The 23,186-nt window shown below is 62.5% G+C and carries 25 protein-coding genes; 11 read left to right on the forward strand and 14 right to left on the reverse strand.

Annotation, left to right across the window (positions count from 1 at the left end; all coding sequences use genetic code 11):
* Positions 1-2 precede the first annotated feature (2 nt).
* Complete coding sequence (locus IGS68_RS26455; protein ID WP_201075721.1) at positions 3-1,283, reverse strand: AAA family ATPase; 1,281 nt, start codon at positions 1,281-1,283, stop codon at positions 3-5.
* Here IGS68_RS26455 and IGS68_RS36350 point away from each other — a divergent pair.
* Complete coding sequence (locus IGS68_RS36350) at positions 1,216-1,638, forward strand: phosphoribosyltransferase family protein (RefSeq protein ID WP_201075723.1); 423 nt, start codon at positions 1,216-1,218, stop codon at positions 1,636-1,638. The genes IGS68_RS26455 and IGS68_RS36350 overlap by 68 nt on opposite strands.
* A 298-nt stretch (positions 1,639-1,936) precedes the next feature.
* On the opposite strand, the gene IGS68_RS26465 is transcribed toward IGS68_RS36350, so the two are convergent.
* The 3 genes from IGS68_RS26465 to IGS68_RS26475 are packed head-to-tail and all read right to left on the reverse strand — an operon-like array spanning position 1,937 to position 3,075.
* A complete protein-coding gene (locus tag IGS68_RS26465) occupies positions 1,937-2,143 on the reverse strand; it encodes a multicopper oxidase domain-containing protein (RefSeq protein ID WP_201075725.1) in 207 nt (68 codons plus the stop codon).
* Positions 2,144-2,152: 9 nt separating this feature from the next.
* On the reverse strand, positions 2,153-2,584 hold the full coding sequence (locus IGS68_RS26470; RefSeq protein WP_201075727.1) for a cupredoxin domain-containing protein: 432 nt from the start codon (positions 2,582-2,584) through the stop codon (positions 2,153-2,155).
* Positions 2,557-3,075 carry a multicopper oxidase family protein gene (locus IGS68_RS26475; protein WP_201075736.1) on the reverse strand — a complete coding sequence of 173 codons (519 nt, stop codon included), beginning with the start codon at positions 3,073-3,075 and terminating at the stop codon, positions 2,557-2,559. Before IGS68_RS26475 ends, IGS68_RS26470 begins: the two co-directional genes overlap by 28 nt.
* A gap of 412 nt (positions 3,076-3,487) precedes the next feature.
* Between IGS68_RS26475 and IGS68_RS26480 the strand changes: the two genes are divergently transcribed.
* Both IGS68_RS26480 and IGS68_RS26485 read left to right on the forward strand, forming a co-directional pair.
* The gene (locus IGS68_RS26480; protein ID WP_201075738.1) at positions 3,488-4,996 is read left to right on the forward strand and encodes an ATP-binding protein; all 1,509 of its coding nucleotides are present in this window, start codon (positions 3,488-3,490) and stop codon (positions 4,994-4,996) included.
* Positions 4,997-5,400: 404 nt separating this feature from the next.
* The gene (locus IGS68_RS26485; RefSeq protein WP_201075740.1) at positions 5,401-5,598 is read left to right on the forward strand and encodes a hypothetical protein; all 198 of its coding nucleotides are present in this window, start codon (positions 5,401-5,403) and stop codon (positions 5,596-5,598) included.
* Positions 5,599-5,704: 106 nt separating this feature from the next.
* Here IGS68_RS26485 and mntR read toward each other — a convergent pair whose 3' ends face one another.
* On the reverse strand, positions 5,705-6,127 hold the full coding sequence (gene mntR / locus IGS68_RS26490; protein WP_201075741.1) for a manganese-binding transcriptional regulator MntR: 423 nt from the start codon (positions 6,125-6,127) through the stop codon (positions 5,705-5,707).
* A gap of 228 nt (positions 6,128-6,355) precedes the next feature.
* Between mntR and IGS68_RS26495 the strand changes: the two genes are divergently transcribed.
* On the forward strand, positions 6,356-7,489 hold the full coding sequence (locus IGS68_RS26495; protein ID WP_201075750.1) for a multicopper oxidase domain-containing protein: 1,134 nt from the start codon (positions 6,356-6,358) through the stop codon (positions 7,487-7,489).
* Positions 7,486-8,646, forward strand: coding sequence for a ZIP family metal transporter (locus IGS68_RS26500; protein ID WP_201075752.1), 1,161 nt, complete (start codon positions 7,486-7,488; stop codon positions 8,644-8,646). The genes IGS68_RS26495 and IGS68_RS26500 overlap by 4 nt, the downstream gene beginning before the upstream one ends.
* A 314-nt stretch (positions 8,647-8,960) precedes the next feature.
* Here the strand turns inward: IGS68_RS26500 and IGS68_RS26505 are convergent, their stop codons facing one another.
* Positions 8,961-9,680 (reverse strand): ZIP family metal transporter, encoded by a 720-nt coding sequence (locus IGS68_RS26505; protein WP_201075756.1) that lies wholly within the window; start codon positions 9,678-9,680, stop codon positions 8,961-8,963.
* Positions 9,681-9,946: 266 nt separating this feature from the next.
* Here IGS68_RS26505 and IGS68_RS26510 point away from each other — a divergent pair, with 266 nt between their 5' ends.
* Positions 9,947-10,855 carry a cation diffusion facilitator family transporter gene (locus IGS68_RS26510; protein WP_201075757.1) on the forward strand — a complete coding sequence of 303 codons (909 nt, stop codon included), beginning with the start codon at positions 9,947-9,949 and terminating at the stop codon, positions 10,853-10,855.
* A gap of 14 nt (positions 10,856-10,869) precedes the next feature.
* On the opposite strand, the gene IGS68_RS26515 is transcribed toward IGS68_RS26510, so the two are convergent.
* The 3 genes from IGS68_RS26515 to IGS68_RS26525 form a co-directional block, all read right to left on the reverse strand.
* A complete protein-coding gene (locus IGS68_RS26515) occupies positions 10,870-11,760 on the reverse strand; it encodes a cytochrome c oxidase assembly protein (RefSeq protein ID WP_201075758.1) in 891 nt (296 codons plus the stop codon).
* A 91-nt stretch (positions 11,761-11,851) separates the two neighbouring features.
* Positions 11,852-13,483, reverse strand: coding sequence for a copper resistance CopC/CopD family protein (locus IGS68_RS26520; protein WP_201075759.1), 1,632 nt, complete (start codon positions 13,481-13,483; stop codon positions 11,852-11,854).
* 63 nt (positions 13,484-13,546) lie between these two features.
* Entirely contained in the window at positions 13,547-13,720 is a 174-nt protein-coding gene (locus IGS68_RS26525) for a DUF1775 domain-containing protein (RefSeq protein WP_201075761.1), read from the reverse strand.
* A 303-nt stretch (positions 13,721-14,023) separates the two neighbouring features.
* Here IGS68_RS26525 and IGS68_RS26530 point away from each other — a divergent pair, with 303 nt between their 5' ends.
* Positions 14,024-14,203, forward strand: a complete 180-nt coding sequence (locus IGS68_RS26530; RefSeq protein WP_201075763.1) for a hypothetical protein — start codon at positions 14,024-14,026, stop codon at positions 14,201-14,203.
* The gene (locus tag IGS68_RS26535) at positions 14,181-16,271 is read left to right on the forward strand and encodes a recombinase family protein (RefSeq protein WP_201075765.1); all 2,091 of its coding nucleotides are present in this window, start codon (positions 14,181-14,183) and stop codon (positions 16,269-16,271) included. Before IGS68_RS26530 ends, IGS68_RS26535 begins: the two co-directional genes overlap by 23 nt.
* A gap of 13 nt (positions 16,272-16,284) precedes the next feature.
* Here the strand turns inward: IGS68_RS26535 and IGS68_RS26540 are convergent, their stop codons facing one another.
* The 3 genes from IGS68_RS26540 to IGS68_RS26550 all read right to left on the reverse strand — a co-directional run bounded on the left by IGS68_RS26540 (position 16,285) and on the right by IGS68_RS26550 (position 17,691).
* Positions 16,285-16,671, reverse strand: coding sequence for a YcnI family copper-binding membrane protein (locus IGS68_RS26540; RefSeq protein WP_201075768.1), 387 nt, complete (start codon positions 16,669-16,671; stop codon positions 16,285-16,287).
* Between the two features lie 99 nt (positions 16,672-16,770).
* The gene (locus IGS68_RS36355; RefSeq protein WP_201075770.1) at positions 16,771-17,199 is read right to left on the reverse strand and encodes a DUF2946 family protein; all 429 of its coding nucleotides are present in this window, start codon (positions 17,197-17,199) and stop codon (positions 16,771-16,773) included.
* A gap of 21 nt (positions 17,200-17,220) precedes the next feature.
* Complete coding sequence (locus IGS68_RS26550) at positions 17,221-17,691, reverse strand: c-type cytochrome (RefSeq protein WP_201075772.1); 471 nt, start codon at positions 17,689-17,691, stop codon at positions 17,221-17,223.
* 671 nt (positions 17,692-18,362) lie between these two features.
* Between IGS68_RS26550 and IGS68_RS26555 the strand changes: the two genes are divergently transcribed.
* From IGS68_RS26555 to IGS68_RS26565, 3 genes are all read left to right on the forward strand, one after another.
* Positions 18,363-19,529, forward strand: a complete 1,167-nt coding sequence (locus tag IGS68_RS26555) for a multicopper oxidase domain-containing protein (protein ID WP_201075780.1) — start codon at positions 18,363-18,365, stop codon at positions 19,527-19,529.
* A 147-nt stretch (positions 19,530-19,676) separates the two neighbouring features.
* On the forward strand, positions 19,677-20,738 hold the full coding sequence (locus IGS68_RS26560; RefSeq protein ID WP_201075785.1) for a multicopper oxidase domain-containing protein: 1,062 nt from the start codon (positions 19,677-19,679) through the stop codon (positions 20,736-20,738).
* 18 nt (positions 20,739-20,756) lie between these two features.
* The gene (locus tag IGS68_RS26565) at positions 20,757-21,767 is read left to right on the forward strand and encodes an SCO family protein (protein ID WP_228435541.1); all 1,011 of its coding nucleotides are present in this window, start codon (positions 20,757-20,759) and stop codon (positions 21,765-21,767) included.
* A 7-nt stretch (positions 21,768-21,774) separates the two neighbouring features.
* Here the strand turns inward: IGS68_RS26565 and IGS68_RS26570 are convergent, their stop codons facing one another.
* Positions 21,775-21,975 carry a hypothetical protein gene (locus IGS68_RS26570; protein ID WP_201075789.1) on the reverse strand — a complete coding sequence of 67 codons (201 nt, stop codon included), beginning with the start codon at positions 21,973-21,975 and terminating at the stop codon, positions 21,775-21,777.
* 115 nt (positions 21,976-22,090) lie between these two features.
* Entirely contained in the window at positions 22,091-23,062 is a 972-nt protein-coding gene (locus tag IGS68_RS26575; RefSeq protein WP_201075791.1) for a TMEM43 family protein, read from the reverse strand.
* Between the last annotated feature and the right edge of the window lie 124 nt (positions 23,063-23,186).

Raw genomic sequence — 23,186 nt, forward strand, 5'->3', positions numbered from 1 at the left:
GGTCAGCGGCCGGCGCTGTCGAAAAGCTTCAACTGGCGATCGTTGGAGACATCCGTCACCGACGCCGGATCCGGGGAGAGCTGGTTCTGGCGCAGCAATTCACCCGGGGTGAACATCTTCTCGCGCAGCAACTCCCGCGTCTGCGGATCTATCCTGCCGATGCGGGTGAGACCAGCCTCGTTGTCCACCGCCAGGATCGCTTCAGGAGGTATGTCGGTATTGTCCAGCAACTCGGGGCTATGGCTGGTGACCAGGATCTGGCAATCGGCCGCCCCCTCCCGCAGGGCGGACAAAAGCACGCTCGACGCCGCCGGGTGCAAGGCGATTTCCGGTTCCTCGAGCCCGATCAGCAACGGCGCGTTGGCGTGGTCCTTCGCCGACATCGCCTGGAGCACGGCCAGCAGGATGCCGAACGCCCTCAACGTGCCGTCGGACATGGCCGCCGCCAGGAAGCGCCAATGATGGGCCTGTCCCTTGACGTTCTGCCTGAATTCGATGGTTTCCTGGGAACCGAGCGCTTTCACTTCGGCGTCCGAAATGCCGGGAACGATCCGCGAAAGGCTGTCGCGGACCTTGTCCTTGGCCTCGGCCGAGAACTGCTGGAAGACGCTCGCGGCATTGCTGCCGTCACGGCGGAGGATGTCCCCGGGATCAGGCCTTTGCATCGCGGCGATCGACGCCGGGTTCAGATTGTAGACCTCGATCCTCGACAGGGCATCGAAGACCGGCCGAAACTCCGGAATCCCGGACGCCGCCACCAGGAACAGCCGGTCCGATAACGCGGCAGGCATCGGGGTGACCGAGGAGTTTTCCAGTCTCCCGGACTTCACACGGAAGTGGTGGAATACTCCCAGGGCTTCCGCCGGGGCGATACGGCATTCCTCATCCTGGACTTCGAATGCCCCGCTCGGTTTGGCACCGACGCGGACCGCATAATGTCCCCGACTTCCGTTCGGCAGCGTGAAATCGAACCTCAACGCGAAATGGTTGGGATGACCGCCGGACCGCCGCCGGACTTCCTTGATCGATCCACGCTCCCGAAGCGCATGATCAATGGACGTCCTCAAGGACTCGGCGACGAAGCGCAATGCGTCCAGGAAGTTGCTTTTGCCCGCTCCGTTCGGGCCGACCAGGAACATCAGCGGACCCAGCTCGAGCTGGCACGCAGCGATACTCTTGTAGTTCCGGATGGTCACCTGACGGATGAAGGCGGGCATGGAGGCAACTCCGGGACGGAAGGACAGCGCTGGATACCGTACTCTCGCACGGATTTCATCCGGCATCGATTTCCGGCCGTCGAGCAGAGCGCCCAGGAAACAGAAAAGGGGTGCTGCGCCCGGAAGCGCCGCACCCCTTTCCTTCCAGCCGGAGCCGTGCCGCGGATCAGAAATCCAGGCGGGTGCTCTAATTCCCGCAATCGTAGCCAGCGCGCTGCCTGACCTGACCGGCAAGCGCGTCATGCTCGTCGATGATCTGCTTTCGACGGGGAGCACTCTTCGGTCAGCTAAGGTGCTTCTTGACACCGCCGGCGTTGCGGGCGTGTTTGGAGTTTGCCTCTTGAGCAGCACTGGCGGTGTTCGCACCGACGTCGCCAGGGTATTGACAGATGCGTTGGCGCGCCCTACTCTTGAAGCATAGACGTTGACCGCGCATACGCCTCGCGGTCATTAAATATCAGGCATTCCTTCGGGGATGTAGGTCCGGGCGAGCGCCAGAGCAAGGCCAAGCCACAAGGGCAAGAAGTTGCTTAGTCGGGGACCGGCCGACGCAGATTCAGGGGGTGGGCCGCAAGGTTCCGCCCCCTGAGTTTTTGTGCTCCTCAAACTGCGCCTCACCTCGTCAAGCAGCATTGCACTGGCGGGCATCGTTAGGGTCAGCATCAGAGCGACGGTTGTCAGAGTGCGCATAGGTGTGATCCTGGAAATCGGTTTCATCGTCAAGCGATGCGGATGGTGCTCATCATCCCGGCGATCTGGTGCTCGAGGATGTGGCAGTGGAACATCCAGTCGTCCGGATTATCGGCGACGAAGGCGATCTCGACACGATCGCGCGGCGCCAGCAGGACAGTGTCCTGCCACTCCTTGAACCGGGTTGGCTGACCGTTGCGGGACAGCACCCGGAAGGTATGACCGTGCAAGTGCATGGGATGGTGTCAGGCCGTCTCGTTGATCATCGCGATGATGCAGGTTTGGCCACGCTCGATCGTGAAGATGGGGTTCATGACATGGCCGCCGTGGTCACCCTCGGGACCATTATCGGCGATACCATTGATCGCCCAAGCCATGCCGCTGCGCATCATTGTGCGCATGTCGATCATCTTCCCGTTCACCATTGCTCCGGCCATCGTCCCCATCATGCCACCACCCAGGGTTACCTCATGGCGAGCCGCACCGGCAAGGTTCGGCTCCGGCACCGGATTGGGTGGCAAGTTGATGATGGGAGTGTCCAGCGGTCGGTCCCGCAGCCGCTCTGGCCCGTAGCTCAGGTCTACCATCCGGTAGGCGAGGTCACGATAAAAGTCATCCACGACGGTGGTACGGTCACCGGGAGCGCCGGTCATATCGAGCACCAGGTCGATGCGCATGGCGGGCGCCAGCACCACCCGACCACTTTCCGGCTCGTGCGGCTCCACGGGATGGCCGTCGATCGCGACAACCAGTGGCCGATGACCCTGGAACCGAAGGCCGAAGATGCGGGCATTGGCGGGTTTATCAGACGCAGCCGGACCCGCTCGCCGGACCGGACAGGGAAGTCCTCGACCACCTGACCGTTGATGGTGACGCTGTTGCCGATCCTGCCGTTATGGCTCAGATCCATCATGTTGCCGAAGTCGTTGCTGATCGAGGCGTCCGCTTTCGAACGCCAGTCGCCCAGCATCCAGGTGAGGTCACGATCGACCTGGATCGGCTCCTGCTCTTCGACGATGAGCGCTCCGGAGAGGCCGCGGCCGACCTGTTCGTGGCTGCGAATGTGCGGGTGGTACCAGAAAGTGCCTGCGTCCACGACCTCGAACTCATAGGTGAAGGTTTCGCCGGGGGCGATCGGCGGCACGGGCATGTGCGGCACGCCGTCCATAGCATTCGGTACGCGGATTATGGCCCGACAATCAGGATAGGAAGAGCGTCAATCAGGGGTTCTTCCGCACTTCCGGTGCACACGGATCAAGAGTGAAAACCGAGTGAATATATTGAGAGGGCGTTCCCACTCGTAACCTGAAGCCACTCCTTGCTTGATTGCGCATTCTCCCTGCTGCCACCCGGCATGGCAGTCGATCGCCTGCTGCCGTCGGGCGACCATCTCGTTCTCGAGATGCATGCTACCAGTTCATCGGCGGCTTGCCCCTTGACGTAAATTGCCGTGACCTCTATAGGCCCCTTATCTCAGCATCGCTCTCACTCACTCGGCGGAGAAGGATCGACAAATGACATTAGAATACAATGCTTTACAGACCTGTTGAAATTAAGATAAAAATTTTTACCTTACCTATATGAAAACGACCTGGTCATTTTACGGACGCGCTCGCGAGCGCGCTGACATCCTCCGGTTGATCCACCGTGGTCACTGGTTCTTCTGCTCGATCACCGGACGGCGACGGATTGGGAAGACAACTCTCATCCGCAACGCCGTGAAGGAGGCTGGTGTCAGAGCATTCTACGTACAGATGCCCGACAGCGATGCATTTGGTGTCGTCAATGCGATGCGCGACGCAGTCGAGGATCACGAAATGACGGACATCGTGAACCCGGAAAAGATTCTCAGCTTGGCGGACGTGGCGCAGGCGGTAGGGGCAATTTGCCGCAGCGGCTGCATCGTGGTGATTGACGAGTTCCAATATTTTCATCGTAAAGCTCTTTACGAGTTCACAAGCTATCTACAGAATGACGTAGACCGTCTAAGAGAAATAGATGTCGGCGGCGGCCTTTTTGTACTTGGGTCTATTCATACGGAAATGACGGCTATCCTAGAGGACCAGAGCTCCCCACTCTTCAATCGACTAACTGACCGCTTGCAGCTTGGTCACTGGGATTTTGCTACCTTGGTCGAGATGTTCAGGGCACACGGAATCGAAGACCCGAGGGCTTGGCTGTTCTTCTGGACTCTCTTTGAGGGAGTGCCGAAGTTCTATCATGATGCATGGCAGCAAGATGCCCTCACTGGGGATGACGGGCACCGCCGAGTTGCGTTAACTCGGCTCTTTTTAGAGGGGCTCTCGCCTCTACGTGACGAAGCAGAGAATTGGTTCCTGCGCGAATTAAGAGGGCGGTATGACAGCGTCTTGAAGGTAGTTGCCGCCCGTCAGCCTTGTTCCCATGCGGAACTACGCGATGCGTTCAAGGCTGAGGCAGGAGATGAGAAGCAGCTTGGTGGATATTTAAAGATCCTGATCGAGCGGTACAGCATGATCGAGATGCGTAAGCCGATCTTCTCGGCGGATCGCCAACGCAATGCACGCTATGTCATTACCGATAACTTCCTCTCCGCCTGGCTAGTCGCCCTTGGGCGTGCCGCTGATCTAGCCCGGATCCAACCGGTCGAACGCGCGGTAGTTCGCGCCGATGAACGCCTCACCAACTTGGAAGGGTTTGCTTTTGAAAAAATGATACGCGAGGTGCTGCGGCAGGCTTCCGCCAACGGAAAGGGCCCCATATCCCTCACCATGATGGTGGAGGGTTGGTGGGACAAGCCGGACTCCGGGCTGTCGAACATCGAAATCGATGTTATCGGTGTGGATACCGATGCTGAGAGGATCCTCTTTGGCTCCTGCAAGCGTTCGGCGGATAAGCACACCGGAGCGAGCCTCGCCAAGTCACGTGCCCATATCGAGAGTTTCCTGAGCACGAAATTGGGGGCAAATTATCGTCGTTATGAGCAGATCCACTATGCGTTTGCGCCGGTGATTGGAGTGGATCGTCGTCATGAAATTACAACTCATGGGTTTGTGCCAATGGACTTGCTGGAGTTTGCCCAGGCAGTCATGACAAGAAAAAACCTTTAGAAATACAACAAGTTATGCGAGAAATACCCTTAAGGTAAAAATTTTTACGTTAGCCTCGAAGCTTCTTGTGATGTTGAACTGAAGACGTGTTGGGCGGGCAATGACATGAACCGTTGTGGCAAACCTAGATTAATTCAACCGGCCAGCAACCAAGTCATAGGAGTGAATGCAGTTTGGGGGATGAAATAAATTTCTCCAGCCTGGAAGAAAAGGTAGCGTATAAGCTCCCTCTTCCTAGGCCCGCCAACAAATCTAGCGTGATTGCTTGTATAGGGTTTTTGGTGTCAAGCCAGTAATCGTTGTCGGGCTCCGTCTGTCCGAGGGGAGCCCGCCATCGGGCGCGGATCATCGCGCCGCAACCTTGTATCCGGTGGGCCTCGGAGGACCCGAACCATGATGCAGCCATGCGCATCGGGGCGATCGGCTGCGCCGAACGGTTCCGCTCCCCTGGTTTGCCGAGCAGGCTCGACAAACCAGGAGATGCTCACCTTCGCCCCATGCCCACCGGCATCAGCAACAACAAGGATTTGGATATTGAAAAGATAGCGATTACCCTACAACTCGCGCCGACACCGATGCCCGGCATCAACACGGCGCAATGATCCCGCGGGACTCTCGCTTAACCCGCCACCTCGATTGTCTCACCAACGGGGTCCATCTCACCCGAAATATGCAAGCATGCTTCGCCTTCGACTGCATCGGACCTCCTCAGCCGACACGATTGGAGCGGATAAAGCGCTCGAAGGCCCTCAAGGTTTCCTCGCTGATGTGGTGCTCGACCCCCTCAGCGTCGCGCTCCGCCGTCTCCTCGGTCACTCCGAGGGCCTTCAAGAAATTCACCACGACCTCGTGGCGGCGCTTGCAGCGCTCGGCCATCTTGCGTCCTGTCTCGGTCAGGAAGATCGACCTGTAGGGCAGGCTTGCCACCAAGCCCTCCCGTTGGAGCCTGCCGATGGTCTTGACCACGGTCGGATGTGCGACGCCCAGGCGCCGGGCGATGTCAGCCGCGCGCGCTTCACCGGTTGTGTCGATCAAGTCGGCGATAAGTTCGACATAATCCTCAGCCAACTCCGTCTGGTGGGCCTCGCGGACCCTCTGGAAGTTCGCGGCCTGCCGGTCCGCGTCAGGCATCTCCTCCGGCACTCTGCTCGCATTCCTTCCGATCACTGTTCGGTTTTCCCTCCGGTTCCGGCGATCCTGCCACAACGTTCCCTACCTATGCCAGCGGGCTTCCGGATCCTCCGAGTGGATTGTTGACGAGGGGTCGATTCGGCGCGACTATAGCACTTGCTACATGTTATAGCATCGGACAAATGCCTGAAGTAAGGCCTTGTCGGCTTGAATACAGGAGCGATGAGCATGAGGTCCCTGTTCGGTCAGCCCGTGACGCGACGTTTGCTCCTCGCAGGAGGGGCCCTTCTGGGAGGGGTGCACGCCGCACGGCTCGCCCTCGGTGGTGCCGCGGCCCAGACGCACGGCCCCGGGCACGCGATGCCGATCACAGACGGCCAGCCGTCGGCGGCGCTTTCGGCGGCGCACGCCTCGCATGGCGGCATGATGACCGTGGGTGAGGTCGATACCGCGCGGAACGGCTTCGATCCACACACCCTTCTCACCGACTGGGATACCGGCGAAGTCATCCGGGATGACCAAGGGCGCCCTTGCCGCGAGTTCGTGGTCGAGGCCATCGACAAGGAAGTCGAGATCGCCCCGGGCATTTTCTTTCCGGCTTGGACCTACAACGGACGCATCCCCGGCCCGACCATCCGGGCCGTCGAGGGCGAGCGGGTCCGCATCACCTTCCGGAACCGCGGATCGCACCCGCACTCCATGCATTTCCACGGCATCCACTCCGCCCGGATGGACGGTGTCCCGGGAGCTGGCGACGTCCTTCCTGGCGGTCAATTCGTCTACGAGTTCGACGCCAGGCCTTTCGGCTGCCACCTCTACCACTGCCACACCGTTCCGCTGAAGCGCCACATTCATAAAGGCCTGTACGGTGCCTTCATCGTGGATCCTGATCCGGCGCGCCATCCCGAGCACGAAGCGGTCGCCCGCTCCCGCCTGCTCGGCACACCCGAGAACCGGGAGTGGCAGGAGTTTGTCATGGTCATGAACGCCTTCGACACGAACTTCGACGAGGAGAACGAGGTTTACGCCGTCAATACGGTGGCGCATGCCTATTCCAAACGCCCGATCGTGATCGACCGGGGGCGGCCGGTCCGGATTTACCTGGTCAACGTGACCGAGTTCGATCCTATCAACAGCCTTCACCTGCACGGCAACTTTTTCGACTACTACGACAGTGGCACAACGCTGACGCCGACGCTCAGGACCGTGGACATCATCACGCAGTGCCAGGGCCAGCGCGGCATCCTGGAGTTCACATACCAGGATCACGAACCGGGGCATTACATGTTCCACGCGCACCAGTCCGAGTTCGTCGAACTCGGCTGGATGAGCCTGTTCGATGTTCGGGGGGAGGTCGCATGACCACCCGCCGCATGATCTTGGCGTTGGCGGTCGCAGCTCCGCTGCTCCTGATCGTGGCGGTGGCGATTGCCTTCCTCGCCGCCGACCCACTGCGCTCGCTGACCGGGGCAGCGCCTCCGGTCGAGCAGGTCACGGTCGAGCGCCAAGTCCTCGATGGCGACGGTATCGGGCTGCTGGTTCGGGTGGGTGGCACGGAGCCGGTCCGCATTGCCCAGGTGCAGGTGGATGGCGCCTACTGGACATTCGTCCAGGAGCCGTCCGGCGAACTCGGCAATCTGTCCTCGGCCTGGCTGCGTATTCCGTACCCGTGGGTGCTCGGGGAGACCCACCATATCGCCCTCATAACGCGCACCGGTCTGGCCTTCGAGCACACCATCGACGTCGCCGTGGCCACGCCTGATACCAACAGCCTTGGCGTCCTCGGGATGGTGGGCCTGTTCGTCGGTGTCGTACCGGTCGCGCTCGGCATGCTGTTCTACCCGGCCTTGCAGGTGGGCGGCACACGGGCGTTCAGTTTCTCACTGGCGCTGACCATCGGTCTGCTCGGATTCCTGCTGGTGGACACTCTCCAGGAGGCGTTGGAACTCGCCGCCGATGCCGCCCCAGGCTTGCACGGGGTGGCACTGGTCTGGCTGGTCGCTGCGCTGGCGTTCGTGCTTCTGCTGGCTGTCGGCCGTCGCAAGGGCGGCGAGGTCAGTGGCCTCGCCCTGGCGACCTCCATTGCGCTCGGCATCGGCCTGCACAACCTCGGCGAGGGTCTCGCCATCGGGTCGGCTTTCGCGACCGGTGCGGCGGCGCTGGGCACCTTCCTGGTGCTGGGATTTACCCTGCACAACGTGACCGAGGGCATCGGCATCGTGGCGCCGCTCGTCCAGGAACCACCACGCTGGCCGGTCTTCATCGGCCTGGCGGCGCTTGCCGGACTTCCTGCGGTCGCGGGCATCTGGCTCGGCAGCTACGCCTTCTCGCCGCACTGGGCGGCGCTGGCGCTGGCGGTGGGGGCCGGGGCGATCCTCCAGGTCATCGTCGAGGTTAGTGGATTGCTGATGAGGCGCTCGGCAACCCAGGGAACTCCGTGGGCCTCGGCGTCGGCGGTACTGGGCGTCATCCTCGGTGTGACGGTCATGTATGGGACCGCGCTACTCGTGCAGGCATGAGTTGAGTGGCCATTTCTTCCACCGAAGCCGTCGTGGCAGTCGAAACACTCCTGCCCGACATGAACCATTACGGATCCTCCCACGAAACCGAGGGAAATGGCTCGTAACGGCCGTTTTCGTGCTGCTCTCCTGCATTCTGCTTCTGATCTATGCGAGTGGCGGCCATGTTACCGATCTGATCGCCAGTTGGTTGGAAAGCATCTAGGTTTCTACTTCCAGCAGGAAACTTCGTGGATCTCGGGGCTGGCAGTCCTCGGTGTGGCGGTCATGTATAGAACCGCGCTGTTCGTGCAGACATGGGGCTGCGGTGTTGGTCAACCGGCCTCGAAATACGAGGCGATCAGCGTGAACAGGGCGAAGCCGCCGACCAGCGACATGGCCGACCAGCGGGAATCGGCGGCAGCCTCGTGGGCTTCCGTGATCATGTCCTCAATGGCGGCGACCAGCAGGAGGCCGGCCACGAAGGCCAGCGCGGACAGCTGCCAGATCTCGCCGGCGCCCCGCAGCAGCCAGTACCCGAGAGCAGCACCGAGGAGGGCCGGGACGACGAAGGATGCCGAGAGCAGGATGCGTTTCGCGCGCGGCACTCCCTTATCCTTGAAGTTCGCAATGGTCGCGAATCCCTCCGGGATGTCGGCGGTGACCTGGCCGATGGCGAGGATGACCGCAAGGCCGAATGACACCGCCGAGCCTACCCCGATCATCAGACCGTCGCTGAACAGATCCACCGAAACGGCAGCGTAGATCATCCAGGCCCCGGTACCGGTTTCACCACCGCCGAGGCGGTCCTTCAGGGCATCAACGCCGCGCTCCAGCACGACCGAGAAGGCGCCACCGAGGAGGAACGCGAGGACGACGGCCCAGGGTGGAGCTCCGCCCAGGGCCTCCGGCATCAGCTCGATGGCGACCACGGCGGTGACGATGCCGGCCGCCGCGTGCAGCGCCAGGCTGAGTGTCCGCCGGGTAGTTCTCAGGTACTCGGCGAGGAGTCCTCCACCGAAGTTGCCGATGGCTGGCAGCAGGGCCAGCGCCATGACCTTCAGAAACTCCATGAATCCCCGCGCATAACGATTTTCCCGAATTATCCCATCATTCGGTCCAACACCGGTCCAATCCGATCATCGCAGGATTTCGCAGGGCGCTGGTTGCCTGATCCGTCCGGGAGCACGGTCGCCACCCCGGTCGGCGATGATTGCGCAGACCCGATATCCGCATCATCTCGATCCCGGCGCGGGATCAAAGCCGCCGTCATGTGATTAGTACCTGGAGAGGGTAGCAGCAGAACTCAGGGATTTCAGCGATGGGCCATACACACGCCGGCGGCGAGGATGAGAGCGGCAAGGGTAAGCGCCTCCTGATCGCCCTCGCGCTCAACGTCGGCATAACTGTCGCGCAGATTGTCGGCGGGGTGATCTCCGGCAGCCTGTCGGTGCTCGCGGACGCCGCGCACAACGCCAGTGACGCCGCCTCGCTGGGTATCTCCTACGGCGCCTGGCGCGTATCGAAGCGCAGGCCTGACCAGCATCGGACCTTCGGTTACAGGAGAGCCGAGACGATCGGCGCCTTGATCAATCTGACGACCCTGTTCGTTATCGCCCTCTATCTCCTCTATGAGGCCGGGAACAGGTTCCTCCATCCCCAGGACGTCGGGGGTTGGACCATGATCATCGTCGGCGTGATCGCGGCCGTGGAGGACGCGCTTTCTGTCTGGGTCCTCTCGAAGGACCGCGGAAGCCTGAACGTGAAAAGCGCGTTCCTTCACATGATCGCCGACACCATGGCCACTGTCGGCGTCATCATCGGGGGCGTCCTGATCCTGCTCTTCGGCATTACCTGGGTCGATCCGCTGATAACCGCCGCGATCGCCATCTACATCTTCATTCATGCCTTCCACGAGATCAGGTCGGCGATTGCACTCCTGATGGAGAGCGCGCCCAAGGACTTCGACGTGGACCGCATGGTGGCGGAGATGACCTCGATGGCAGCCGTGGAAGGCGTCCATCACGTCCATGTCTGGCAGCTCGATGAGGGGCGGACAGCGGTGGAGGCCCACGTCGCGGTGAGCGAGCGCGACCTCGCGGCGGCTGACCGGATCCGGCGCGGGTTGAAAGATATGCTTCGCGACCGTTTCGGTGTGGCACATGCAACGCTCGAGGTCGAGTTCGCTCAGGACGTCCGGCACGACCGGAGCCTCATCCGGCAGGAATAGGCCCTGCGGCACTATCACCGCGTGCCGTCGGGATTGCGTTGGGGACCTGAGCTTTGAGGATGGCGCCGCTCCAGGCGGTTCAGGTACCCCGCAACGAGACCAAGGCCGCCGACGAAATACGGGATGGACGCGGGCACCCACATGATCAGTCCAGCCAGCTGCTGGTCCTCCAGGGCGCTCAACCCCCATGGCTCGCTGCGGCCGATGTATGCGGGGTAAAGCGGGACCGGGGCGAAGACCAGCAAGGCCGACAGGAAACCCATGTACATCATGGTGCTGACAATACCGATACCCGCGAATGCCGGGCCGACATCCTGATGGTAACAGCGGACCAGTGACCACCAGAACAGCAGGCCCGCGACAAGGTAGCTGATGTGCATGGCGTCATGCACCGGATCGACGACCAGTGCCAGTTCCAGGATTTTCGGGAGATGCCACGCGAACAGGGCCAGTCCCTGGATGATGGAGGCGGTCCCCGGGCTCGCCACCCTGTTCCAGAACGCCCTGGTCCACGATCGACGGTTCCACCACCGTGAGAGGGCATTGCCCCAGCCCCCGGGCAGCCCGGCCAGGAAAGCCACTACCGGAGATCCTACGACGAGAAGCGGGGCCACCGCCGACATCAGGACCATGTGCTGGGTCATGTGGACCGAAAACAGGACGTCGAGTGGTCCCACGATGGCGAGCGTCAGCAGGACCATGCCGCAGGCGAATGCCCAGACCCGCCAGATCCGGATACCGCGACCCACACCGGCACGGCTCCACAGCCGGTGGACACCCCGCGCGTACAGGACCGATGCCAATCCCAGCAGGAAGACCAATAGAGGATCGAAAGCCCACGCGGACCAGAAATCATGAATAGCCTGCGCCTCGCCGGCATGGGCTGCGGCCTCGGGCGGAACCAACGTGGCCGCACCGAGCACCGAGCCGAAGCCTGGGATCCGAGTCCATATGCCTCGGACGCATGCCATCCAGGCGGGGCGCTGTGACCGATCATCAGCGCAGTCCATGGTCGCCCTCGATGTCGATAATGAACTCGGCCGTCCGTTTCTCGAAGTCGCTGACCAGCAGGTCGGCTCCGAAGCGCCAACGTCCCGAAACCGCGAGTTCCGGTCCCTGAAGACGGTAGCTGCCCGGGCCCGTACGAGCCATGGCGCGCGGGATATTCTCTATGCCCAGGTCAGGGCTCCCGAGATGCAGCGTCACCGACAGGACATCCCGGAGGGAACCATCGCTCCCCGCCACCCTGAGTTCGATCGCGTTCTCGCCGGGACGCGCCGGTGTCACGCTGAGTGTCAAGTCGAGCGGCCCCGTCGAGGAGCGGACGACCTGACCCGGGTCGGTGCCATGCCGGGTGTGCTCGCCTGTGCTCCCGCCTGCCGGCGGCGGCACGCTGGTCAAGACAGCCGTCGCCACGAACACGGCGCCGGCCAGAGCCGCCTCGCCAAGGATGGATCGACGAAGGCGTTCCGAAGCGTCTGCCCCCTGCCGCAACGCCGGGACAAGGCGCCACTTGTTCAGGGCGGCCAGACCGAGCATACCGGCCACGATCAGGATCTTCGCCGACAGGGTCAGGCCGTAAGCCGTGGTCACCAGCGCGCTCCAGCTGCCGACCAAGCGCCAGGCCATAACCAGCCCGGCGCCCACCAGTAGGGGAACGATCACAGTCGCCACGCCGGAGAATGCGACCATCAGCTGGGCGACCCCGTTACGGTCAGAGTGACGCGTGGCGACGAGCAGGGGCCAGAAAGCCCCGGCCCAGAACGCTATCGCGAGCAGATGAAGGACAAGCAGGCCGGAAAGCCAGAGCGAATCCCAGGGCGCCGTATGACCGGTGAACGCGAACGATGCCGCGACCATCACCGCTCCCAAGGGTCCCAGCACGGGAAGGCTCCACTGCCAAGCCGCCGCCGCGAGGAGGAGGGCGAGCCCGTCAAGCCGCAGCAGAGCGCTCACAGTTGTGCCTGGAGCCAGGAAGGTGCTGAAATCGGCAGGGGCGAGGAAGGCGGCGGCACTTCCGAGGATCAGTGCCTGAAGCCCCAATCCGAGTACCGTGGATACTGCCGCGATGGATGTGGACAGGAGGACCGCAAGGTACGGTGATGCGACGACTGCATGGCGACGAAACAGCAGGGCAAATATGACCAGTCCTGCCGTGAGCAGCGATGCGCCATAGGTTACGACCCTGGCGGCGGCATACAGGACCGTCAGGCCAACCGGCACGCTATCAGTGACTGGTCCAGCAGATCCGGAAGGGTTGCCGCTCGGTGCCCCAACCGAAAACACCAGGGAGCCGCCGAGCGGATGCCCGTCCGCCGATGCCAGGCGCCAGCTCAGCACATAGGTTCCGCTGCTCAGTTCCGGGAGAGCGGCCGTCACACGATCGGGCGGACCGCCCGTTTCGGGCCGAAGCTGTACCGCGCCTCCGGCCGGATCGACCAACCGAAGCGAGGTCACCTGGACCGGCTCGTTGAAGCGGAGAAGAACACGGTCTGGTGCCTGGGCAAGCACCTCGCTGTCCGCCGGCGAGCTTTCCAGCAGACCGGCATGGGCGTGCGCGGCGCCGGACCAGAGGATCGACAGGACGGCCATCAGGATGGCGACAGACCATCTGACAGAAGGGAACACGGCGAACCTCCCGACGGAAGCGACGCCGGTTCAGGTACCGACGCCGCCGTCCGCCCCGCTGGTCTACTTGGCCTTCGGGGTCAGCCTGATGGCCGGGGCGGGCTCCTTCAGATCATCGGATTTCTGACCGGCAGCCGGGATCTCGATCCAGCGCGACTCGCCTTTCTCGCAGATCTGGACGATCGGCACGTACAGGGTTTCGTCGGGCCGATCCGGGGATTGAGCGTCATTCAGCATACAGTTTCGAGTCGGCGCGGGTCGAGTATCCGTGGCACCCGCTGTACGGGCAGACCCTCCGGGTAGTAAACCGGACAGCACGCAGCGGCCATCCGGTCATCTGGCTTGAGGAGCGCTCCGGAACAGCCCGGGAATTACCGGCCTGGATGTGCGACGCGGCGTACTGCCTTGATATGGCGGTGTTGGGGCCGCCACAGGCCGCCATCACGGCCCTTGGTGCATTGGCGGCAGTTCTCTCGGATTTGCGGCACACGGCTGGCGATCACACACCATCGGACAAATCCCTCACCGAGGAGGCTGCCGATGACCAGACGACCACGACCGCTGACCCAGTTCTCGCTGAACCTCAATGTTCCTCCCCCGGACGTCGTGGTTCCGGACGAGGTCGTGCAGGTGCTGGCGGACCTTCTCCTGGAAGCCGTGGGCGCCCGGTTGGGCATCGAGGACAGGGAGGACGGCCGTGAGCCCCAAGATCACCGCTGACCATCCTGGCCGCGGTGCCGCGGTCTATGTCCGCCAGTCCTCACCCGGACAAGTAGCCAGTCACACGGAAAGCCGCCGTCGGCAGTATGACCTGGCCGATGCCGCACGCGCGGTGGGATTTGTCGATGTCATGATCATTGACGAGGATCTTGGCCGCTCCGGGTCCGGCCTCGAAGCCCGACCAGGATTCCAGAAGTTGGTGGCAGTGGTCTGCGCCGGCACGGTCGGCGCAGTCTACTGCATCGAGGCCTCACGGCTGGCCCGCAACGGTCGGGATTGGCACCACCTCATTGACCTCTGCGCTCTGGCCGGAACACTGGTCGTTGATCCCGACGGGGTTTACGATCCTTGTCTGATTAACGACCGGCTTCTGCTTGGCCTGAAGGGCACCATGTCCGAGTACGAACTCAGCCTGCTGCGCCAGCGCGGCATCGAGGCCCGGGATGGCAAAGCTCGCAGGGGCGAGTTGCAGTTCACCCTGCCGCCCGGCTATTGCTGGAACGAGGCCGGAAGGATTGAAATTGACCCTGATGAGCGTGTCGCCGGCGCGATCCGCATGCTGTTCAGCAAGTTCCGCGAACTGGGCAGCGCCCGCCAGGTCTTTCTGTGGGCGCGGGCAACCGACCTGTCGCTTCCTGTCGTGCGGCGCAATCTCACCGCCTGCAAGATCCTCTGGCAGCCGCCGGCCTATCACACGGTCATCCAAGTCTTGAACAACCCGATCTATGCCGGCGCATACGTGTTCGGCCGGACAGCCAGCAGGACACGGGTCATTGAGGGTCGGGCTCGCAAGACCACTGGGCACAGACGGGAACGCACCGAATGGAACGCCCTGCTGCGCGACAACCACGAAGGCTATATCACCTGGGCCGAGTTCGAGGAACATCAGCGCATGCTGGAAGAGAACGCCCACATGCAGAAGCGCGCCTCTCGCAAGGCCGGCCGGGGCGGGCGGGCCTTGCTGACGGGACTGGTCCGGTGCGGACGCTGCGGCCGCAGGATGCGGGTGTTCTACGGTATGCAATCCGGGCATGCCCACCGCTACCAGTGCCGGGGAGACGACGCCCACGTCGGTGTCGGCCTGTGCATCGGGATCGGTGGCGTCCGTGTCGATCGGGCGATCGTGGCCCAGATGCTGGAGGCCGTGTCTGCCCGTGCGGTGGAGGCCGCCCTGCTCGCCGCCGACCAGGCATCCGCCGCCGGGGCGGAGGAGCGGGCGGCCCTGGAACGGGAACTGGAAGCGGCCCGCTATGACACATCGTTGGCCGCACGCCGGTACGATTTTGTGGACCCGGGCAAGCGCCATGTCGTGAGGGAACTGGAAGCTCGGTGGAATACCGCGCTGGAACGGGTGGCGCAGATTGAACGTCGGATTGCCGAAGCCGAGGCAAGATCCGCGGCACGCCCGAAGGTGGACAAGGCGGCGCTCCTGGGACTGGCTCACAACCTGTCCGCAGCTTGGAATGCACCGACGGCGGACGCGCGGACCCGGCAGCGCTTGACCCGGCTGCTCGTGGAGGAAGTGGTGATTGACCTCGACGACGCGGCACACGAGGCGGTGCTGCGGATCCACTGGGTTGGGGGCGGTCACACCGAACTGCGCGTCCCGCGTCGCAGAATAGAGGGCCGGCAGGAAAAGGGAAATCCCGGAGCCGTCGAGGTCGTGCGTCAGCTCTCCGGTCACTGGCCAGACCATGAGATCTCCGTCACGCTGAACCGCATGAAGTGCCGGAGCGAAAACGGTGAGACCTGGACGACCGTGAAGGTTCGGCTGTTACGAGAACGGCTTGGCATTCCCGACTTCGATCCGTCAGTACCCCGTCCCGAGATGCTGACGGCCGAGAAAGCGGCGAAGCGGCTCGGCATCTCCATCCCGTCCGTGCATCGCCTCATCCAACGCGGGGCCCTGCCGGCAACCCAGCTTGTCCCTTCGGCTCCCTGGCACATTCCAGCCGCCGCCTTGGACACCGATGCCCTACAAACGGGCGTGAACGAGATTAAGGCGCGGCGCCCGAAAAACCTTATTGATTATCATAGAGATGAAACGATGCGCCTGCCAGGATTGTGAGAGGAGGGATGCACTATGTCACGCAGTTCGGCAGCTGGCCGCGGAACACGAACTCGTCATAGTGCTCGTCGAGCAGCTGGCCGCCGGTCCAGCGAACCTCTGTGACGCCCTCGGTGATGGTCTTGCCGTGGCTCTCGTACGGCGTTGCGAGCTTGCCGATCACGGTCGAGACCTCCCAGCCCGGCTTCGGCATGGGCTTCACGCTGACCATGCCGTCCGGCACCTTGACCCGCATCTCCCGCATGGGAGAACCCTCGCAGCCGTGACCGACCCGCATCACGGCCTTGTAGTAGCTCCCGGCGGGTGCCTCGGCGGTTTCGAGCGTGACATGTGCCATCGCCGCGCCGGTCATGGCGAGCGTCGTCGTGACCGCCAGCGCGGCCATCCTGATCCTGTTCATCTGAATCACTCCTCCAGCATGGATGCGGACATCCATGCGGGCCAGCCCAGCGCGCCCAGCGTGGGACAGGCGGTTTCTGAAACGGCTGAAATCTCGAGATCAGCTGCTTTGGGGAGGAGCGCGAGCCTGGGCAATGATCAGGAAATCGAGGGAGGGCACCCAATCGCGGGCAACCATGGACCAGGGTGCTTCAGTCGGGGCAAGCGTCCGGGCAATAACGGGGACGGATGAGGGCGGCGGGAGCAGCGCTTCCTGGAACCGACAGAAATGACAAACCTCATGATGTCCATCGGCTCCGTCACGATTTCCCGATGGTTGGCTGTTGGATGGCTGCGTTTCATGGGCGGTATGCCGGTGTTCGTGACCGGCTTCGGCGGAGGCAACTGGAAGGAGCGGCAACAGCAGCCGGAACAGTAACAAGGCCGCCGCCAGCAGCGGCTTCAGCCGAACGGCCTGCCTCCCGCTTTCGATTAAGTGGCCTTGTTTCACCATGATCCGTCCACGCAGCCCATGCTGTTTCCGTATCATCCCAGCGTTCAGTTTGCATTGTTACTTTTTCTGACGGAAGCCGTCATGGCATCCGGAGCATTCCTGGCCTACCCGTTTGAACTCGGACTGCAGCTGCGTCTTCTCGCCGGAGGCTGCCGCGGCCACCAGATCCTCGACGGCGGCATCGAAGCTGCGCATGCGCACATCGAATTCCGGGCGGCGGTCCCAAACGGCCTCGGTAGCCTCAGTGTGGTGACCGTCGCTGCCGGGCGGGAACATGTGCATCACATGCTCGCAGTGCTGGTGCATGGTCTCCGCGAGGCGCCGCGCCGTTTCCTGGTCGAACGCGGTCTTGCCGGCCAGCATGGCACCCAGCGCTTTCATGTGCTGGCCCATCTGCTTCATGAGATCCATGCGCTGGGCCACCACGCCGGTCGCTCCCTCGTGAGCCATGGCCGTCCCGGCTGTCAGGAGGACAGCAAAGGCGATCGCGGCAATGCGGCGCTGGGAGTTGGTTGCTATCCGTGACATGCCGAGCTTCTTGCTGTGGTTCGAGAAATCCTCAGGAAGACGGCTGAGCCTCGAACTTATTCCGTCTCAGCTTTCCGGTTCCAGACCATGTCCCGCTTTCCCCTGCGGTTCAGCCGCAGCCAACTGCCGAGCGACTGCTGAGAGTGTCGAGGTCATCGCCTCGGGGGATCTGGCCCTCAAACTTCAGGGTACTCCCACTCTGTCGGAAGCGGCGCAAGCTGGGCCGACCTCGGGCACGGAATGACCGGTATCCTCGCATCATTTGGCGATAGTGCCGTCATGGGATTACTTAGCTTTGGAAATTTTTGCCCTCCGAAGAATTAATACCAGACAATGCGGAATATGAGTATGGGCCGATTCGTCATGCTCCCGAAAACATCGCAAAGGGCGCAAGTGAACACATCCGCAGATATCAGCCTCGCAGAGATACAGTAGAAGGCCACATTTAGAATGAATGAAGCTGGATGCTCGGGATGTCGAGCATACTGCCGCGCTATGTTTTCAAGTGTTAGGCGCAATCCAAATTTGTCAATTTGAGATTTAAACTAGGATTAGTACGGAAGTGTAGTTTGAAATGGAACGGTAAAGTTTATCTAGCCTTCCAATTTTGGTGCGTTTACAAGTTTTGCCTTCGAAACAGGGAGTGCTGTCTGATGCGTAGGCGCCAATTCTTGAAGTATGGCAGTGTCTTTGCTGTGTTCACCACGGCCACCGCTTCCCTGACGTCCTTGGCTGCTGCGCAGACATCCGATCCTGGCGACTTGCCAACCGGCGATGACGCCGATTTCGACCTGGAAATCGTTGACGTTGATGTTGAGCTGATCGACGGCAGCACCGTGCCGATGTACGCGTTCGCCCATGCAGGAAAGCCGCCGTCGATACCGGGCCCGATCCTCCGGGTTAAGCAGGGAGACACGGTCCGTATCGACATCCGGAACTCCAGTTCCCGCCCTCACGGCTTCCAGATCCTGGGCCAGAACATGTCCGCCATCGTCGGCCTAGCCCCGAGTGAGGGCGACGGCGAAGACAAGGCTCGGGTCGAGTTCACGGCAACGAAGCCGGGAACCTATTTCTACGTGGACGGCGACAACGCTCCGGTCAACCGCGTGCTCGGCCTGCACGGCGCGCTGATCGTGGAACCGGCGAACGGCTATGCCGACGGCAAAGTCAGGAAGAAACCGATGCCCTATCCGCCGGGAACCGCAACGACGAACATGAAGTCGCTGTTCACGGCGCTCGGCGAGGCAACCATCGACGGCAAACCGGCCCGCTTCCCTGGCAAACCTTGGCAGGCCGGACGCGAGTATGTCTGGATCTTCAACCAGATTGACCCGGTCATGTGCCGCCGGATTGCCGCCGGGGAAGTACTCTCGGCATCGGAGTTCCAGGAGCAATTCCATCCCCGCTACTTCACGATCAACGGCCTGTGCGGCATGGACGCGGCGCATGACAAGGCCACGTGCCCGACCGGGCATGTCGGCGAGCCGGCGCTGCTGCGCACGATGAACGCCGGCCTGGCGACGCACTGTCCGCACATTCACGGCAACCATGTTTTCGTGCTGACCCAGAGCAACGCCAATGGCGTTCCCGTCTATCAGCAGGACATCTACGAACACGACGTCTGGCTCATGCCGCCCATGATGATCAAGGATGTCCTGCTTCCCTTCACCACCCCGCCGGACCTGCCGCCCGCGCCCTGGAAAATGGTGCAGGAGAAATACCCTCTCCAGTACCCCATGCACTGCCACAACGAAATCTCCCAGACTTCCGCCGGCGGCTCCTATCCGATGGGCTTGATGACGGACTGGGAAATCGAGGGGCCACTGGTAACCAGCTGAGCATCCGGGCGGAGACATCGGCAACGTTCCGGTGGTCACGGTTGCACCGCCGTCCGGCAGATATGTGCCCATAAAACACTGTGATGGATGTCAGGACAGGCTCAGGGATCGAGATCTGTCCGGTCAGCTTGGCCTTGGAGGTTATCAATGACAATCATTTACCGCCCTATTTTCGATCCCCTCGAGTTCGATACTTTCGGCTGCCACCCGTTCGAAGACGATCCCGCGACGCCTGACCGGACCAACCGGCAGGTCTTCGTGCGCCGCCAGGTCGCCGACTGGAACGTCGATATGAAGGACGGCTCGCAGCTGCAGTTCTGGGGCTTCAAGGATCCGGATATCTCCGGCAGCGACTCGCCGTGGCCGTCCAAGATCATCCGGGTCAAGCAGGGCCAGATCTTCCATTGCGAGTTCAAGCCGACCAAGGGCGCCCACACCATCCACTGGCACGGCATCGAACCCACGCCCATGAACGACGGCGTCGGCCACACCTCGTTCGAGGTCAAGAGCAGCTACGTCTACCAGTGGTGCGCCCACCAGGCCGGCACGTACCTCTACCACTGCCACAAGAACACTGTGTTGCACTTCGAGATGGGCATGTACGGCGTGCTCATCGTCGATCCGCTCACCAAACCCTCGGACACGAGGAACCCGAACTACCTCTACGATCCCCTGCCGGGTGACTTGACCCCCGGCATCACCCCCGGAGCACCCTACGGGGCGGAGTCGATCCTGGTGTTCGACGACGTCGATCCGGTGTGGCACAAGCTCGACCACAACGCCGGTATGTGCGGCGACGACGTCGGACTCGACAAGTTCAATCCGACGTACTTCCTGATCAACGGCGTCCACAACGGACTGTCGCAGATCGACAGGCGGACTGTCACCACGACCCAGGCCGGCAAGAACGTGCTGGTCCGTCTCGCCAACGCCTCCTACAGCCGGCTCTACGTGACGCTCCCCGTCGATGCCTGGATCGTCGAGGTCGATGGTCGTCCGCTTCGGGTAAACCGGGCCAAAGGTGCCTTCGCGGGACCCAGGAAGCTCGCCGCGAACACCCGGCTCGAGATCGCTGTGGCACAGCGCTATGCCCTCTGGATCCCGAACATCCCGAGGGGTGATCACAGGATTACCGGCCATTTCCATCACTGGATCACCAACAAGCGGCATTTCGACGGGACGGCCGTCGCCAAGATCATCGCCACCTGAGAAGAGGGTCTTTTGACCATGCGGACCAAATTTTTTCTGAAAAGCTCCGGGCGGGCGGCGGTCCTGGCGACCCTCCTGATGGGCGGCACGGCATTGTACTTCGGCACTCTGGCAATGTCCGCTAGCGCAACCCAGGACCAGGGCGCTCACGGCGCAGCCGTCCAGGCCGCTGAGCCGCAAGCCGGCGGCGGACACGGCTCGGGACATGGGTCTTCCGAACAGGCAAACCCCGAGGAAGCCCAGTCGGGCAGCCAGGGCTCCGGGCACGGCAGCGGCTACGGCGCTCATAGCGGCTGGCCGGAGCCGCGGCAGCTCGGCGGTGACTTCAGCCTGACCGACCATACGGGCCGCAAAGTCACTCTGGCCGATTTCAAGGGCAAGGCTGCCGCCTTCTACTTCGGCTATGCGCAGTGCGGCGACATTTGCCCGATCATCGGCACCAAGCTCGGCATGGCGGTCGATCTGATGGGCGACAAAGCGGATCAGATCAACATCGCCATGGTCAGTGTCGATGACCGCAACGATGGTCCGAAGGAACTCGCCGCCTTCGTTGCCAAGCAGCACCCGCGCTTAATCGGCCTGTCCGGAACCCGCGGGGAGATCTACGACATCGCGGCCAAGTTCCGGGTTCGCCGGGACTATGTGACACAGAACCAGGTTGCCAAGGAAGGCGAGGAGCAGGCCGAAGCTCACAGCGGCGGCGCCCACGCAAGTGGAGCGGAGAGTCCCCAGACCTCCCATGAGGCGGCTTCCGGGCAGACTCATGAGGGCGCAGCAGCCGTGCAGACCGCGGGCAGCACGACTGAAGCCCAAGCCAAGACCACTACCCCAAGAGAGACGACTCCGGGCCAGCGGATCAGGATCCGATCCGCCTCGGACGACGCAACGCGGCTGCACAACATGGCGATGGCGCATACCACGCACATCTACCTGCTGAACAAGAATGGCCAGGTGGTTCGATACATCTATCCCAGCATGACGCCGGAAAACCTCGCCAAGCGCCTCACCGATCTGGTTGACGAAGGCTGAACCAGGGTCACTGGCCGGAGCCGGTTCCCGGCGGGAGCGAGGGGCGGTGCGGTTCGGCCATGGTTTCATGGCGCCGCTCCTCGACCTCGGACATGCGGACGTAGGTGACCGCGAACAGGAGGGCGGCCAACCCAAGCAGGACGACAAAAAGTGCCCTGTTCTTCGACTTCAATCTCCGGGACTGCTCATCCGGCAGTAGGTTTGACATCCTTCACCCCTGACGGCTTCGGTCTACAGGTAGGAGGCTTAACATTGCTCTGCATGGACAAGCATAGTCTATCTGCTTCGTCTCCGGCGCTCCATCGGAGCGCCCCGCATGCGGATCAGCGCAGGGTGCCGCGCCGCCAGGCAAGGAGCCCGACCAGCAGCACGTAGCCGGTCGCAACGGCCTGACCAGCGAAAAAGCTGCCCCCGAGGCCACCCGGTACGGCCGCGGCCATAGCGGCACCGAGTGTCGCCATGACACCGGCCAGGGGGACAAGGGTCAGGCCAATCCAGCGCCGCATTGGTGCCCAGAATGCCGGGATCATGAACACCGCCCACCCGGCGGCAAGCGCCCAGAGCGTTGCCTCGACACGCGCTGCGTTGGCGTCCTCCAATGCATCGTCGATTATGGCCGCGGCATCGACGCTCCCCTTCGCCACGAGCGCCAGATCGTCCTGGTCCATGCGAAGCGGGACCAGTCCGTGGCCGCTTTTGTCAACCGCGGCGATTACGCTCAAGGGACCGTCCCGCAACACCCGGTATACAACCCGACGGTCGCCGGCCGCCGGACGGTACACGGGATCGGAGGATTGAGCTTTGCCGCTTGGTTGAAAGACGCCATAGGAGTCGCTGTCGGAGAGCACCATGCCCGTGGGCGGCTGGTAATCCTCACCCGGGCGCAAGGTCTCCAGCGCCGAGGGCGCCGCAGCAAGGAGCGCCTCGGTCAAAGCCCAACCGTCTAGACGCGCGCCGGGCGACGGTATGTACTGCGTCTCCTCGGGGATCCATCCTGTTTTACGCCCGCTGCGGTAGCGTTCCACGATACGTTGGACGGCCAACGCCCGCTCGAAGGTGACGCCCAGACTGGTGTCGGTAATCGGCTGACTGGCGGCTGCGGTCCCTCGAACGTAGACGACACGCCCGGCCAGATCCGAATTCGGTCTGGCAGGTTCGTCGCTGGCGAGCAGCGACTGAAGCGTGCCCACATGCGCCGCCCGCACTGCGGCGTCGGTATAGAACCAAGCGTGGATGCTGACGAGCACGAAGCTCAGGAAGAGAAAAGCTACCGACGCCGCCATGAACAGAACCATCCGCCGCCTCCAAGGCACGCTCTGCTTCGGGGATGCAACGGTAAGGGTCATTGGGTCAGTTCTCATGGTCATGAAAGGTTGGCGTCCGGCTTCAACGTTATTCCGGGCGACGCTCGCGAGCCTT

The organism is Skermanella sp. TT6 (assembly GCF_016653635.2).
Classification (GTDB): domain Bacteria; phylum Pseudomonadota; class Alphaproteobacteria; order Azospirillales; family Azospirillaceae; genus Skermanella; species Skermanella cutis.

Bases quoted from the DNA above. Each gene is read 5' to 3' on its own strand.
- IGS68_RS26550 (WP_201075772.1), bottom strand. From the start codon at position 17,691: ATGTCACGGATAGCAACCAACTCCCAGCGCCGCATTGCCGCGATCGCC.
- IGS68_RS26505 (WP_201075756.1), bottom strand. From the start codon at position 9,680: ATGGCGCTGGCCCTGCTGCCAGCCATCGGCAACTTCGGTGGAGGACTC.
- IGS68_RS26570 (WP_201075789.1), bottom strand. From the start codon at position 21,975: ATGTCAAACCTACTGCCGGATGAGCAGTCCCGGAGATTGAAGTCGAAG.
- IGS68_RS26475 (WP_201075736.1), bottom strand. From the start codon at position 3,075: ATGGACGGCGTGCCGCACATGCCCGTGCCGCCGATCGCCCCCGGCGAA.
- IGS68_RS26510 (WP_201075757.1), top strand. From the start codon at position 9,947: ATGGGCCATACACACGCCGGCGGCGAGGATGAGAGCGGCAAGGGTAAG.
- IGS68_RS26495 (WP_201075750.1), top strand. From the start codon at position 6,356: ATGAGGTCCCTGTTCGGTCAGCCCGTGACGCGACGTTTGCTCCTCGCA.
- IGS68_RS36355 (WP_201075770.1), bottom strand. From the start codon at position 17,199: ATGATACGGAAACAGCATGGGCTGCGTGGACGGATCATGGTGAAACAA.
- IGS68_RS26530 (WP_201075763.1), top strand. From the start codon at position 14,024: ATGACCAGACGACCACGACCGCTGACCCAGTTCTCGCTGAACCTCAAT.
- IGS68_RS26560 (WP_201075785.1), top strand. From the start codon at position 19,677: ATGACAATCATTTACCGCCCTATTTTCGATCCCCTCGAGTTCGATACT.
- IGS68_RS26540 (WP_201075768.1), bottom strand. From the start codon at position 16,671: ATGAACAGGATCAGGATGGCCGCGCTGGCGGTCACGACGACGCTCGCC.
- IGS68_RS26480 (WP_201075738.1), top strand. From the start codon at position 3,488: ATGAAAACGACCTGGTCATTTTACGGACGCGCTCGCGAGCGCGCTGAC.
- IGS68_RS26485 (WP_201075740.1), top strand. From the start codon at position 5,401: ATGCGCATCGGGGCGATCGGCTGCGCCGAACGGTTCCGCTCCCCTGGT.
- IGS68_RS26470 (WP_201075727.1), bottom strand. From the start codon at position 2,584: ATGCGCATCGACCTGGTGCTCGATATGACCGGCGCTCCCGGTGACCGT.
- IGS68_RS26575 (WP_201075791.1), bottom strand. From the start codon at position 23,062: ATGGTTCTGTTCATGGCGGCGTCGGTAGCTTTTCTCTTCCTGAGCTTC.
- mntR (WP_201075741.1), bottom strand. From the start codon at position 6,127: ATGCCTGACGCGGACCGGCAGGCCGCGAACTTCCAGAGGGTCCGCGAG.
- IGS68_RS26465 (WP_201075725.1), bottom strand. From the start codon at position 2,143: ATGCACTTGCACGGTCATACCTTCCGGGTGCTGTCCCGCAACGGTCAG.
- IGS68_RS36350 (WP_201075723.1), top strand. From the start codon at position 1,216: ATGGAGGCAACTCCGGGACGGAAGGACAGCGCTGGATACCGTACTCTC.
- IGS68_RS26500 (WP_201075752.1), top strand. From the start codon at position 7,486: ATGACCACCCGCCGCATGATCTTGGCGTTGGCGGTCGCAGCTCCGCTG.
- IGS68_RS26455 (WP_201075721.1), bottom strand. From the start codon at position 1,283: ATGCCGGATGAAATCCGTGCGAGAGTACGGTATCCAGCGCTGTCCTTC.
- IGS68_RS26565 (WP_228435541.1), top strand. From the start codon at position 20,757: ATGCGGACCAAATTTTTTCTGAAAAGCTCCGGGCGGGCGGCGGTCCTG.
- IGS68_RS26525 (WP_201075761.1), bottom strand. From the start codon at position 13,720: ATGCTGAATGACGCTCAATCCCCGGATCGGCCCGACGAAACCCTGTAC.